At 34.6% G+C, this 13,029-nt stretch carries 14 protein-coding genes and 1 pseudogene; 9 read left to right on the top strand and 6 right to left on the bottom strand.

Features of this window, described 5'->3' with window-relative positions; all coding sequences use genetic code 11:
* Positions 1–126: 126 nt before the first annotated feature.
* A complete protein-coding gene (locus OB_RS17090) occupies positions 127–774 on the bottom strand; it encodes a DUF3885 domain-containing protein (RefSeq protein WP_011067752.1) in 648 nt (215 codons plus the stop codon).
* A 157-nt stretch (positions 775–931) separates the two neighbouring features.
* Between OB_RS17090 and OB_RS18915 the strand changes: the two are divergent.
* From OB_RS18915 to OB_RS17080, 3 genes and pseudogenes are all read left to right on the top strand, one after another.
* Positions 932–1,149, top strand: a pseudogene (locus OB_RS18915) (23S rRNA (pseudouridine(1915)-N(3))-methyltransferase RlmH); the annotation flags it as partial.
* Positions 1,145–1,216, top strand: a complete 72-nt coding sequence (locus tag OB_RS18910) for a 23S rRNA (pseudouridine(1915)-N(3))-methyltransferase RlmH (RefSeq protein ID WP_407938097.1) — start codon at positions 1,145–1,147, stop codon at positions 1,214–1,216. The pseudogene OB_RS18915 and the gene OB_RS18910, both read left to right, overlap by 5 nt.
* A 413-nt stretch (positions 1,217–1,629) precedes the next feature.
* Positions 1,630–2,685 carry a 2,3-butanediol dehydrogenase gene (locus tag OB_RS17080; protein ID WP_011067750.1) on the top strand — a complete coding sequence of 352 codons (1,056 nt, stop codon included), beginning with the start codon at positions 1,630–1,632 and terminating at the stop codon, positions 2,683–2,685.
* 256 nt (positions 2,686–2,941) lie between these two features.
* Here the strand turns inward: OB_RS17080 and OB_RS17075 are convergent, their stop codons facing one another.
* Together OB_RS17075 and OB_RS17070 are read right to left on the bottom strand one after the other, a co-directional pair.
* Entirely contained in the window at positions 2,942–3,520 is a 579-nt protein-coding gene (locus tag OB_RS17075; protein ID WP_041544376.1) for a TetR/AcrR family transcriptional regulator, read from the bottom strand.
* 197 nt (positions 3,521–3,717) lie between these two features.
* Positions 3,718–4,404 (bottom strand): type 1 glutamine amidotransferase domain-containing protein, encoded by a 687-nt coding sequence (locus OB_RS17070; RefSeq protein ID WP_011067748.1) that lies wholly within the window; start codon positions 4,402–4,404, stop codon positions 3,718–3,720.
* Positions 4,405–4,478: 74 nt separating this feature from the next.
* On the opposite strand from OB_RS17070, the gene OB_RS17065 reads away from it, so the two are divergent.
* A complete protein-coding gene (locus OB_RS17065; protein WP_011067747.1) occupies positions 4,479–4,832 on the top strand; it encodes a MerR family transcriptional regulator in 354 nt (117 codons plus the stop codon).
* A 331-nt stretch (positions 4,833–5,163) separates the two neighbouring features.
* Here the strand turns inward: OB_RS17065 and OB_RS17060 are convergent, their stop codons facing one another.
* Together OB_RS17060 and OB_RS17055 are read right to left on the bottom strand one after the other, a co-directional pair.
* Entirely contained in the window at positions 5,164–5,547 is a 384-nt protein-coding gene (locus OB_RS17060; RefSeq protein WP_011067746.1) for a YbaN family protein, read from the bottom strand.
* A 51-nt stretch (positions 5,548–5,598) separates the two neighbouring features.
* Positions 5,599–6,051: a DUF2269 domain-containing protein gene (locus OB_RS17055; protein ID WP_011067745.1), complete on the bottom strand. Its 453-nt coding sequence runs from the start codon at positions 6,049–6,051 to the stop codon at positions 5,599–5,601.
* Positions 6,052–6,489: 438 nt separating this feature from the next.
* Between OB_RS17055 and OB_RS17050 the strand changes: the two genes are divergently transcribed.
* The 4 genes from OB_RS17050 (at position 6,490) to OB_RS17035 (ending at position 8,967) form a co-directional block, all read left to right on the top strand.
* Positions 6,490–6,798 carry a hypothetical protein gene (locus OB_RS17050; RefSeq protein ID WP_011067744.1) on the top strand — a complete coding sequence of 103 codons (309 nt, stop codon included), beginning with the start codon at positions 6,490–6,492 and terminating at the stop codon, positions 6,796–6,798.
* A complete protein-coding gene (locus tag OB_RS17045) occupies positions 6,795–6,989 on the top strand; it encodes a hypothetical protein (RefSeq protein ID WP_011067743.1) in 195 nt (64 codons plus the stop codon). Before OB_RS17050 ends, OB_RS17045 begins: the two co-directional genes overlap by 4 nt.
* Positions 6,990–7,204: 215 nt before the next feature.
* Positions 7,205–7,894 (top strand): poly-gamma-glutamate hydrolase family protein, encoded by a 690-nt coding sequence (locus OB_RS17040; RefSeq protein WP_011067742.1) that lies wholly within the window; start codon positions 7,205–7,207, stop codon positions 7,892–7,894.
* Between the two features lie 116 nt (positions 7,895–8,010).
* Positions 8,011–8,967, top strand: coding sequence for an alpha/beta fold hydrolase (locus tag OB_RS17035; protein ID WP_011067741.1), 957 nt, complete (start codon positions 8,011–8,013; stop codon positions 8,965–8,967).
* 621 nt (positions 8,968–9,588) lie between these two features.
* On the opposite strand, the gene OB_RS17025 is transcribed toward OB_RS17035, so the two are convergent.
* Positions 9,589–10,011, bottom strand: a complete 423-nt coding sequence (locus tag OB_RS17025) for a very short patch repair endonuclease (protein WP_011067739.1) — start codon at positions 10,009–10,011, stop codon at positions 9,589–9,591.
* Between the two features lie 234 nt (positions 10,012–10,245).
* Here OB_RS17025 and OB_RS17020 point away from each other — a divergent pair, with 234 nt between their 5' ends.
* On the top strand, positions 10,246–13,029 hold the full coding sequence (locus OB_RS17020) for a Z1 domain-containing protein (RefSeq protein ID WP_011067738.1): 2,784 nt from the start codon (positions 10,246–10,248) through the stop codon (positions 13,027–13,029).

Below are 13,029 nucleotides of genomic sequence, written 5' to 3'. Positions count from 1 at the left end.
TTGGTGGTTAGAAGAGGAAACATAGATTGATTAGGCAACTATATGCCGATAGCTGCCTAACTTTTCCTTGGGGACAAATGAACAGTTGACCATATACGCAGGTGAAACAAGTTTTAGTCTAGTAATCTACTCTCTATTAAATACCTTCTCAATTTCAGCTCTGTCATAATCTAAAATCCAATCGTTGTAACCTTTATATACATGTTCTATCGTTTTAGGCTTGACCGCTATAACATCACAACCTCTATCATCATAAATATGAAAAATAGTGTTGGTGCGGATATTAATAAAATAGATGCGATGAAAAATATTTGGCTTCATTCCCATGTCTTGATTACAAATTGCCTTTATCATTTGAATATATTTAATGTCAGCTGTCTTGCACTTTAGATAAAATCGATGCGTTTTATAGTCTCTATCTTCATTACCCACTGGATAAATATAAGGGAGTGTAATTTGCTGTAATGTATATAATTTAGACTTTTGTTTCACATATTTTGAAAAGACGTTATACCTCTTTTCAAAGGCCGTGCTGTCTGCAAAGTCATCTACATCGACTACGACATAAAGGTCATCATCAGGTAAATGTAACGTATTAAATAAAGTAATTGCTCTATGATAGACGCCGATAAGGTACGGACAATTGTAATAGACATTATCGGAATCATAGTTCACTCCTAATTCAAAACGAATACCAATATCCCAACTGTAAAATAGAGCCGGTCTGAGTTCTAAATTCGGAAATGTGTTAGCCATATATTCATTTAGCTTCAATTCAACACCTCATTCTTTGATGTAAGACTAACTTGAGTATAATACATAGTTGCGATTAGAGAGGAAGAAGTTGTGAAAAATATTTTCAACGTCATCTTAAGCGATTTAAATTATTTAATTGTGATATGGTAAATTAAAAAATGAGACGTAAAGGAAGATCTATACGAATATAACGATTGTGGCGGTTGGGAAGTTAAAGGAAAAGTACTTAAAACAAGGTATTGATGAATATAAAAAAGTCTTAAATGCATACGCGAAGGTGTCGATATATAAGTAGCAGATGAAAAAGCACCAGAGACGATGAGCGAAGCGGAAACGGAAGAAATGAAACGTAAAGAAGGCGAGCGAATTCTATCTCATATTTGCCCGGATGCGTTTGGTATTGTTGGAGCAGGTTTATCGGAGCTTTCGGATTATTAGGTGGGAACCGTACCATAAGTAAATGAGGTTCTATATCAAACACCACAAGTGAAGCAAAATACAGCTTCACTTTTTTAATTAGGGCTAAACTCTTCATCCGCTGAAGTAGCGTAAACAGAACCTCCTGTTTAATATTATAGACTTGTCACTCCATTCTCTTATCAATACTTCCCAGCTAATAATCAATTACAGTATCATATTAAATCGTATAATAAAAAATCACCCATAGCTCTCCCGTAAATGATCATTAACAGAAAATTACTAACCAAAATTTCAAACAAATAGCTGCTAATTGTATGAAATGATACAAATAGAGGCGTTCTGTTGGTTGTGATGCGATGTTAATCGTTTTAAAATTATATACGCATAGAGATGAATGGAGAAAGGGTTTTCATTTATCACTATACAAAATCTATATAGGGGGTATTTAGTATTATGAAGGCAGCAGTTTGGTATGGTAAACACGATATTCGTGTAGAGAATAAGGAAGAACCTATAATTAAACCTGGAAAGGTTAAAATAAAAGTAGCATGGACAGGCATTTGTGGAAGTGACCTGCATGCTTATCACGGCGCTGAGGGAGTCGTTCAAGTTGGCGAACCTCATCCTGTAACTGGTGAAATGGCACCATTGACGCTTGGGCATGAGTTTTCTGGTGTAATTCATGAAATTGGTGAAGGTGTAAGCGGTTTATCTGTTGGAGATCGTGTAGCGATTGAGCCGGCTATTAAGTGTGGCAAGTGTGAGAATTGTGTACGAGGAAACTACAACTTGTGTGAACACAATGGCTTTGTTGGCTTACAATCTGACGGTGCTTTTGCTGAGTATGCAATTGTTGATCCACATATGGTTCACAAGCTTCCAGATAATATATCGTTTGAAGAAGCTACAGCAATTGAGCCTACAGCTGTGTCTTTCCACGCGCTTAAATTAAGCAATATGAAAGCAGGCGATACGGTAGCGGTCTTTGGTGTTGGCCCAATTGGTCTTACGGCGATTCTATGTGCGAAGGCAGCTGGTGCGTCTCGTATTTATGCGATTGATGTTTCCAATGAGCGTCTTGAGATGGCTCAAAAGCTTGGCGCAACTACGGTTATTAATGCGATAGAAGAGAATGCGGCAGAAAAGATATATGCTGAAACAGGAAGTGGCGTTACTATCGCATTTGATTGTGCAGGAGCTGAAGCGACTGTGAACAGTGCAATTGATTCACTTGCTAAAGGCGGACAACTTGTCATTGTGTCCATTATTCCAGAACCGATCAAAGTAAATCTTTTGCAGGCGAACTTAAAAGAAATAAACATTCTTGCAACTATCGGTTACAGAGATGTGTATAAAGACGTTATTGCTATGGTGGAATCAGGACAGCTGGATCTTAAACCGATCATCACTAAAAAAATCGGTTTGGATGATATTATCGAAGAAGGCTTCCACGCCCTTACAAATGATAAGAGCCAAGCAAAAATTCTTGTGAGCCCAACAGGGGTTTAATCCTTACAGAATTTATTCGTAGCTTTGAATGAAGACATAACTATATTAGAAAATAGTAGGGCTATCCTTGTTGGAGGATGGTCCTATACTTTGTTGTTAGAGGCATTTGAAGGTTTGCCGTACTTAATAAATCCACCACGATATTTCTGCATGGAACCGTACCTCAGGTTAATAAAGCTTTCGATTCGCCAGTTTGGAAATTAAAAAAAGCTCCATTATACATTTTTTCGGTTAGGTTTATCGTTGCAGGTTTGGATTAGTGAAATTTCACCTTTACGCCTTCAGTTAGGATACTAGCCATTTGTTTAGCTAATGATGTTGGTTCTTTATCTAAGCCGGTATTTACCCAATCAATGATGACGGATAAATGTGCCCCGGCAATGAAATTTACTAGATACGATTTATCATTGATGATTTTTATGTTTTTCTTTTCCAGCGGTTCAAAACTCTCTCTAATTGATTTTTTAATCGTATCTAACATTTTTGAGCGGAAATTCATGATGCCATTATCACTTAATAAAATCGTATAAACATCTTCACAATTTTTCACATGTTCTAGTGACGCAAGTATAGAATGATAAACAATGTCTTCAAAAGTCTTGATTTGGTCATCGGGTAGCCGGATTTCTTGTATTAATCCTTCAAGTGTTTCTTCTTCAATCTTATCCACTAAATCTTTTTTGTCCTTATAGTGATAATAAAATGTAGCTCGATTTATATTTGCATGGTCAACAATATTTTGTACGCTTACTTGGTTTATTCCTTTTTTAGAGGAAAGTTCCAATAATGCATGTTTTATTTCATTTCTCGTTTTTTTTATACGACGATCCATCATGCTCTACCTCGTTTACTCATTTTAGATTGTATAAGAAAAAATCATTTATAGGTATTATATCACAGGCGAAACAATGTAATTACTAACTTAAATTTTAAATAAATATGATGTGGGTGGATTTAGAAAATCACCCAGGTCAAAATCACACATAATAAACATGAGTGATATCACATACCACCCATGTTTTCTCCGTACACTTATTTAGCATTTAAAATACGCAATACCTGCTCGGCTACAGCTTTCCCGGATTGCGGGTTTTGTCCGGTCACTAAGCGTTCGTCAACAACTGCAAAGGAAGACCAGTCTGCTTCGCCTTTGAAATTGGCGCCTTTTTCTTTCAACGCATCTTCCGTTAGATAAGGGACATGGTCAGCTAAACCTACTGCTTCCTCTTCACTATTGGTGAAGCCAGTGACATTTTTACCGTCAATCAAGTAAGCCTTGTCGCTACCAGGAATATTCAGTAAGCCGATAGCGCCGTGACATACAGATGATACGATGCCATCGGAATTGTAAATTTGGCTAGAGATTGTTTGAAGCTCTTGATTGTCTTTAAAGTCCCAGATAACTCCATGGCCACCTGCATAATAAATCACTTCGTAATCTTCAGCGTTAATTTCCGATGGTTTCAACGTATTACCTAATTTGTTCATAAAGGATTTATCTTGATAATATTTCCAATCTAAATCACTCATGAAATCAGGTTTTAAGCTTTCTGGATCAATCGGTGTATAGCCGCCTTCAGGGCTTACGTAGTCAATTTCGTACCCTTTGTTGTACATTTCATCAGCAAAATGTACAGCTTCTCCTAACCATAATCCGGTAGGGCGTTCAAGATTTGGATATTTTGCGACACTTGTCACTGCGATTAGTACTTTTTTCATGGTATGGACCTCCTTAACTTTTGTATATTTGCATTGTATCGCTTAAACTATGGTTTAAAGGAAGTGAAATGCTTATGAAGCAATATGATATTGAATTTGTATCGCAGGAAGTTAATATATCCAAAAGTAAACTAAGATATTATGAGAAGCACGGTCTGATAAAAAATATCGAGCGAGATGATCAAAATAATCGCGTATATAATGAGCAGAATATCGAGTTAATCAAGCTGATTGCCTGCTTAAGAAGGCTGAATGTACCGATTCGTAAAATTAAACAAAATATCGATGTGAATCACTTTAATGATGAGAGTCTAGAGGGGATTTTACTGGAACATAAGCGGGTGCTCCGAGAAAAGGTCGAGGAGTATAACGCTTATATTAGTGAGATTGATGGTAAGTTAGAGCGAGCGGGAGTTAAAGAGGTCTAATTAGCGATAGTATCGGATTTCTCAAGAGTGGTGCTGTATGACAGTTTTCGAAACGCTTATGTTTGCTGTAGCTTTTTCAAGTTTGATTGTTGCAGTACTGTCATTTAACCAAAAAAATGATCCACCCTTGAGTTAACGGCTCTGGTGGATTACTTCTACCTTATGCTGACCCCCTTGCAGGGAGCCTTAGCTATTGCAAACCGTTTGGTGTTCGAGTACCAGACGGTTTTTTATATTGTATGAGTATTTACTTTTATTCTACCCAATTATAACGAAAAAGAAAACTGTAATTTACGAAGGTGATGATATTCATTAATCTGTACTCTTTATATCAATTGCCTATTTCCCGAAAGGTTTTCTGTTTTAAAATAAACCAGGTAAAATAAGAAGCGATTAGGAATAAAAGAATTTTCACGATTACTAAAGGAACAACAAAAATAATGGTATAAAGTATTGAAATCCACAATAGACTAACACCAATAATCTTCGCTTTTAGTGGTATTCCTTTTCCTGAGCGATAATTTAATATATAGGATCCGACGTATTTGTTCGTGATTAGCCATTGATATAATTTATCCGAACTGCGGATATAACAAGCAGCTGAAAGTAAAAGTAATGGTGTTGTCGGTAATAATGGCAATATTATCCCTAATACACCAAGTCCTAACGAAATAGAGCCTATGATTAGTAAAAATGCTTTTTTTATAGATTTCATAAACAACCACCTACTCGCATCGTCTTGCTTTTTATATAAATTCCTATACTGCTAAAACGGTTTTAAGATCATTAATGTAATAATCGTGATGAAAAGAATATTAATCATATGTTCAAAAAAGAATAGCTTAGAAGATAGTGAGTAATAGTGCTCTGGTATTGCCTCTTCCTCAGAGTTTTTTAGAAGCTCCTTTATTGGCTTGGATCTTGGAGATAATACGAATGGTCCAAATGCTACTGCGATTAAAAATAAGCAAAGACTTACCACATACCATCCTTGTGTGAATAAATATGGATGAAGGAAGCCCATCCAAACCCCAGTAAGAAGTAATATAGTTCCGCCAACCATGGAAAATCTATGTAATGTATTTCGAATAACAAATGCATGACGAAGCTCTGTCATATTGCCAGCATTTTTAACAATCACTGTCATGACAAACCCTGGCCCCATACCTAAAATGGCAGAAAATATATGGATAAATACGAGTAACTCATAAAAAGACATGCATGGACCTCCTCTTACGCTATTCCTATTGTACACCCTTTTTATTGTTACTTGTTGTGGGAATTTATCACAGTAAAACAACAATTTTTTAAGATGTTCTTTTTCTTGTTTCAAATGAAAGTAGGATATCTCCTCGCAAATTAGAAACTCTGTAAAAATCGTGATTCTTTCTGTAACTCTATTCCTATTTCGTACATAGATTAGTATGTTTTATATAGTTAAATTTGGGAATATTTTTTATAATTAAGAAATTAAAAGAAGACGAATAGTGGGAAACCGGCAAATATAACTATCTAAATTTAGATATGTCGGGATATCTAAAGAACAGTGCAAGAACCACTGGAGGGTGAATTAATAATGTTACAAAACTCCTGGAGAGACTTTTAACAACTGAAACCACCCAGTGAAAGAAAACCTATATTTAAAAGAAGGGATTAAATGAAAGATAAATTTTATTTAATTGGCTATTCTCTGGTTTTCATCGGAGTTGCTCTATTTATTGTTAAATCAACTGAGAGTGTAAGCATTTACTATATTGATTATATAACAATAATAATTGGGATAGGCATAATCTTGGTTGCCAGTCTAATCTATGGTAAAGAGAAGAATATATTATGCAGGGCTGGGTGGCATAGGTTTGAACATGTGGGGATGGATGACGAAATTAAATTTGCTCTTATCTATAAATGTAAAAGATGTGGTCGTACCAAAAGGGTAGTGAGAAGTAGCGGAGGAGGATTGGGATGAAAGACTTTAAAAATATTAATCTGATTAAACTTGGAGCAATATACTCCGTGTTCGCTATACTATTCTTTTTTGTTTTATTTTATCTTCTGGAAGGAACGATTACCTACAGCCCTATTACTCTCTCTATAGTAAGTGTTATTGTGTTAATGACATATGGTATTGTGGCAGAAAAGAAAAAGGAAAAAAGATAATATAGCGGTGCTTTTTTACTTTTAAAAGAATAATTAGATTTTCCCGAATCTATTTTTCACCTTATAAACTAGTAAAAAACATTTCCCCAACCTATTACATTTACCCATTCAAATCAACAACATATTTTTGTATAAAACAACATTCAAATAGATAAGGAACATTCTCCTTTTTCTTGTTATAATGGAAAAAATTAGAAATTAACAAGGAGATTACTGTGAGAAAATATAATAGATATATGTATATCGTATTCGTCCCCGCCTTCTTATTTTTATTTTTGTACGGAGGAGCATATTTAACTTCAAACTATGGTTCGTATGAAGAACTAAAGGAACATGAAGAACAGAATGAAGACTATGAGATTAATTATTCGCAGCGGGATAGCGACATTACGGTGATTGCTATTCATGGTGGAGGGATTGAGCCGGGAACTTCAGAGGTAGCAAAAGGCTTGGCAAACAGGATGGATCTTTCTTATTATCTTTTTGAAGGAATTAAGCCGACGGGCAACATGATTCTGCATATCGAATCTATACGTTTTGACGAGCCAATAGGGAGAAATATGGTTCAAGAATCTACAAGTGCCTTATCTATTCATGGATACCAAGGAGAAGAACCGATGATATTCCTTGGTGGGAGAAATGAAGTATATAGGGAAGCGATTCGTGAAGCGCTTCAAGATAAAGGTTTCGCTGTTGAAGATGCACCCAGTCACATATCAGGGATGAGTGAAGAAAATATTGTCAATGATACGCGGTTAGGAGAAGGAGTGCAGCTAGAGCTGACTGCAGGGTTGCGTGATTCGCTATTTGTAAATGGTGATCGCTCAGAAGCTACAACGGATGTCTATGCTGAATTGATGGAAAGCCTTGAAGAAGGAACCGAACATTATCTGGAGATGCTGTGAACGATTTCTCCTAATTAAATATCGCAATAGTTTGTTAGTTTGAGTTGCGGGCATAATAGGAATAGAAGTACAAATAAACGTGTATAAGAGTCTTATTCATTTAGGGGGAAAATTAGTTGAAGACAGCAGACCAGAATGTTCATGTAACAAAAGAATATATAGATACAGATGGGCATATAAGCGGGATGTTCATCGAGTCCACGGATCTTAATAACCCTGTTCTGCTTTTTGTGCATGGGGGACCGGGATTTCCGCAGTATGCGAATGTGAAACAAGCAGGGCTTGCGTGGGCGGATCATTTTACCGTGTGTTATTGGGAACAAAGAGGTACGGGTTTGTCCTATAATGCGTCTACCCAAGGGGAGTTAACCTTAGAGAGAATTGTAGCTGATGGCTTTGAAATCGTACGCTATCTAAAAAAGAAATTTAATCAAGACAAAATTTACTTATGCGGACACTCTTGGGGCTCGTTGGTTGGCAGTATCATGGCAAGTCGACAACCGGAGCATTTCCTGGCGTACATTGGGGTCGGTCAGCTAGGAAGACATTATGAGTCGAATCGAGACACGTATGATTTCTTACTGGAGACAGCGATTGAACGGGAAGATAAGATCGCTGAAAAACATATTCGTTCGGTCAAATTCACTAAAGACTACTATAAGAGTCAGGAGTATCGCAAATTACTCAGCAGATATCTAAATAAATATGGCGGCGGTACGAAGCGAGAGGGATACTCCAGTTTAGAAGGGGTGAAGGATATCATCGCGTGCAAGCATTATACCTGGAATGATCGTCTGAACATACTAAAAGGGATCTTCGGTAGTTATGACGCCTTAGGCGAGACATTGGCCAATGCAGATGCGGCGGAAAAGGCTCCTTCCTTTGATATTCCAGTATTTATTGTCCATGGTGTGTATGATTATCAAACCTCTTATAAGGAAGCGAAGCGATTTTACGAAAGGATTGAAGCTCCTTCGAAACAGATGTACACATTTGAGCACTCGGCGCATTCTCCGTTTGTGGAAGAGCAGGAGAAGTTTATGGAAGTGTTGGTGGAGGATGTAGTTGGGTAGAGTTATGTAAAAGTTTATTTTCTGAAAGGAGAGTAGTTATTTTATGCTTCACTTTTTCAGGAAAAATGAAAGAAGTTTAGTGAAGGCATTATTTTATGGACTTATTGTTGGTTTTTATTTTAGTTTTCTATTTATAAAAAGAGATAAGTTAGTACAGAGAGGTGAAGGGAACACTAGAATTTATATAGAAAGCACTTTGTTTGAATATATTCTTGAAGTGGTCAGGACGTCTATAGTAATATCGATTGGTGTTTTTGTAATCACCCTTATTGGTTTAGGATGGATGTATCGTAAACAGAAGTAGATCCCCCTACATAAAAAGTAAAACCGAGCGGCATTTCAATGTGAATGAAAGTCGCTCGGTTTTTTGTTTTTGGTAAGATAGATCACCCACCGAGACGTATTATTGAAGTTTTCGGAGTTTTAATGCAGGAGATGTTTCTAGGTGATTTATTCAAGTTTTAAAACTATATACAAATCATCAAATTAATTACACAGGATATTAATAAGATAGGTGAAAGTGTCGATATTAAAATAGCAAAAAAATTAAATAACTACTTAAATAAATAGGAAATAGTAATAAAGGAATAGTTATTAATAAAACTGACAAACAGGCTGGTATTATCTAAATTCTGTTTGAGCTAGAGTTATAAATTCTGCAGTATCTTGAATAACTTTATCTATGTCATTTTTAATTTCATGCTCCCAAATTCTTTTTAAATACCATCCTTTGTCACTATAATAATTATTAACTTCTTGATCACGCTCTTTATTACGCTCAAGTTTTTTTTCCCAATAGTCTGTATGGCTTTTTGGCATATTAGCATGCAAAGGACATTGGTGCCAAAAACAAGAGTCAATAAATATAACTATCTTATATTTTTTTATTGAGATATCAGGTTTTCCGAATAAGTTTTGTGTGTTTCTCCTAAAGCGAAAGCCTCTTGCCCAAAGTTTTTTTGAAACTATAGATTCCAATTTTGAAACAGATTTTATTGCTTTCATATTATTGCTTCTTTGTTGTTTTGTCATTATATCGCTCATGTTATAACTCCTTTATTTTTTCTTTTCCTGTTAAAGTATAATTTAAAACTTTTTCCTTTTTTTTCTAATTTGTTTTGAATACAATTAAAAATATTAGTATAATAGTATTATAAATTTGTTAAATTAATAATATTTAATAATAAATACCCTTGTAAGATAGTCCATATATACTGTTAATTTGGTTCAGTAAGTGTTTTAAATTTAAAAAACTAATAAAAAACAAGAGGTGCAATAATGGAAATTTCCGAATCAAAAAAAAATTCAATTATAACTCTTTTGAATAGATTGTTTGAAAAGCAGAATCTCAATGAGCAAGTAAATTGGGAAGAAATTAAATGTCTTGGCAGCCCAGGTTTAGATCTTCAAATGTTGATAGATGTACATATTAATAGCGGTCAATTAGAGGAAGGTACAACAAAAGATGAATATATGAAAGTTTATAAGAGTTATAAACTGCAAAATGAGAAAAGCACTTTAGAATGGAAAGCGAAAACAAGTTACGGTATTACAAATGATGATATATCAATTAATGAGTTGAAAGTGCAAAAGAGCAAAGGGTCTAATTGGTACAAATATAAGTTGCACCTTAAAAAAAATAAAGGTTGGTCGGACGAATCAATATCAAATTTGGAAGAATCAACCGACTGGATTTTGAAAAGGCTCAATACTAAGAGAAGATCACTGGAAGATATTAGAAAAGGACTTGTAGTAGGTAATGTTCAGTCTGGTAAAACTGCAAGTATGGCAGGGTTAATGGCTGCAGCAAGTGACCATGGTTTTAATTTCTTCATCATAATGAGCGGCATGATAAGCAATTTAAAAAAGCAGACAGAAGAAAGACTAATTGATGATTTAAATAGTGATGACAATGTCGATGGGTCTTACTGGGAAAGTATTACTAACATTTATAATAAGAATCGAAGTCATGAATTAGCAAGGTTAAAACTAGAGGATAATTTAAGATCAGATAAGTATTTTACTGTAGTATTAAAGAACACTAATCATTTAGCAGGACTGATTACATGGTTAAAAAAAGATAAAGAAAAAATGAAAAAATTAAATGTGCTGATTATCGATGATGAATCTGATCAAGCAGGTATAAACACTAAATTAATGGATTTTGCTTCAGATGAAGATTTTGACAGATCAACAATAAACAAACGTCTAATTGATATAGTAAACTTCGCTAATGAAGGAGAAAGTTTTGGAGCCATGAATTATGTAGCTTATACGGCTACTCCTTATGCTAATATTCTAAATGAAAACGAGTTTAAAAGCTTATTTCCTCATCATTTTATTCATAGTTTAGAGCCATCACCATTGTATATAGGACCAAAACAAATTTATGGCCATCCAGAAGATACGGAATCAGATAATAGCTTAGATATAGTTAATCTAATTAATCGGGATGAGATAAAAGAAATTAGAGAAGTTGAGGAATTAAGCTCATTACCTTATCATTTGGAATCTGCTTTATTATGGTTCGTTAACGGATTGTCTATTTTAAGGAATGCCAATTATAAAAAACCTGTTTCCATGTTAATACATACTTCACAAAAGATTACAGACCATGAATCAGTTAAAAGGCTTATAGTAGATTGGTTCAATGATATTACAAAAGAAAAATTCCTTAAAAAGTGTGAAATTCAATTTAATAACGAAAAAAATAAATTAAGTAAAAAAGACTTCTTGAAGATATTACCAGAGTATGAAAAAGAAATAACTATTGATATACCCAATATTGACTTTAGTGATTTGATACCAGAGCTGGAATATATTTATAAAGAATCGTTAGACAGCATAAAACTTTTTGATGAAGAAAGAGAATTCTCTAGCGGTATTCATTTATGCGTAGATAATAGTAAACATAACCTGGTTATAGATAATGAAAGCTATAGGTTAGCATACCCGAATCATAGTCAATTAAAGTCAATGGACAAAGCTCCAGGCTTTATAGTCATAGGTGGTGCTACTTTGTCACGCGGACTGACTTTAGAAGGATTAATCTCAACTTACTTCATACGTACAACTAAAATTGCAGATACGTTAATGCAAATGGGAAGATGGTTTGGATATAGAATTGGGTATGAATTAATACCGAGGATATGGATGTCTAATGAGAGTTTGGAAAGGTTTAGATTTCTTGTACAAGTAGATGAAAATTTAAGAAAGATTATAAAAAATTATAACATTGGTGATAAAACTCCAAAAGAATACGGAATGGAAGTTACCAACTCCCCAGATTATAATTTTATGAGAATCACTGGAAAAAATCGATCACAAGCTGCTCAAGAAACTGAAATTAATTTTACCGGCTATAAACCGCAGGATATTAATTTTACAAATGATTCTAAAATACTTAAACATAATATAGATTTGACTGAAGAGTTTTTTGCTGATCTTGGGCGATCTCAAAATAATTATCTGAACAGAGCTGTATTTTGGGAATCTGTAGCGTTAGACCGGGTGTTTAGTGATTACTTAGAGAAGTTTCAATTTAATTCAAGAACAGCTGCTTTTAATAATCTCAAGGCAATTAGAAAATGGTGTGAAGATAATAGATTTTTATCTTGGAACGTGGCTGCAGTGGGTAAGTGTGTGGAAAAAGAAAGTGATAAAACTTGGAAAGTAGATGGTAAACATTTATTAAAAGCAAATCGTTCCGTAAAAGGTGAGTTAATAAAAACAGATGACGGCAAAGAAATGGCATCTATTGGAGTATTAAGAAATCCCGATGACTTTGTAGCTGATTTTGGTGCTGATCCACTACTAACAGAATCGAAAGAAGATATTAGAAAGAATTCAGAACAATGTGATACCCCATTGCTTTTAGTATACCGATTAAATAAAAAGTATGAACCTTTAAATAGTAACAATAGACAAACTCTTGATTTTTCTGACGATATAACAGCTCTATCAATCATAATTCCAGGAGCTGGTAATAAAAAGCCAAGAGGTTTGAAACTGGTTATTAATGCGCAGAATTTAGAACAAGATATAGAAGGAGAAGAAAGTTAG

The organism is Oceanobacillus iheyensis HTE831 (assembly GCF_000011245.1).
GTDB lineage: Bacteria > Bacillota > Bacilli > Bacillales > Amphibacillaceae > Oceanobacillus > Oceanobacillus iheyensis.
Note: the sequence above shows the minus strand (reverse complement) of the source record. Positions and strands in the feature narration are given on the sequence as shown.

Bases quoted from the DNA above. Each gene is read 5' to 3' on its own strand.
- OB_RS17050 (WP_011067744.1), top strand. From the start codon at position 6,490: ATGAAAGATAAATTTTATTTAATTGGCTATTCTCTGGTTTTCATCGGA.
- OB_RS17025 (WP_011067739.1), bottom strand. From the start codon at position 10,011: ATGAGCGATATAATGACAAAACAACAAAGAAGCAATAATATGAAAGCA.
- OB_RS17080 (WP_011067750.1), top strand. From the start codon at position 1,630: ATGAAGGCAGCAGTTTGGTATGGTAAACACGATATTCGTGTAGAGAAT.
- OB_RS17075 (WP_041544376.1), bottom strand. From the start codon at position 3,520: ATGATGGATCGTCGTATAAAAAAAACGAGAAATGAAATAAAACATGCA.
- OB_RS17045 (WP_011067743.1), top strand. From the start codon at position 6,795: ATGAAAGACTTTAAAAATATTAATCTGATTAAACTTGGAGCAATATAC.
- OB_RS17065 (WP_011067747.1), top strand. From the start codon at position 4,479: ATGAAGCAATATGATATTGAATTTGTATCGCAGGAAGTTAATATATCC.
- OB_RS17060 (WP_011067746.1), bottom strand. From the start codon at position 5,547: ATGAAATCTATAAAAAAAGCATTTTTACTAATCATAGGCTCTATTTCG.
- OB_RS17020 (WP_011067738.1), top strand. From the start codon at position 10,246: ATGGAAATTTCCGAATCAAAAAAAAATTCAATTATAACTCTTTTGAAT.
- OB_RS17070 (WP_011067748.1), bottom strand. From the start codon at position 4,404: ATGAAAAAAGTACTAATCGCAGTGACAAGTGTCGCAAAATATCCAAAT.
- OB_RS17055 (WP_011067745.1), bottom strand. From the start codon at position 6,051: ATGTCTTTTTATGAGTTACTCGTATTTATCCATATATTTTCTGCCATT.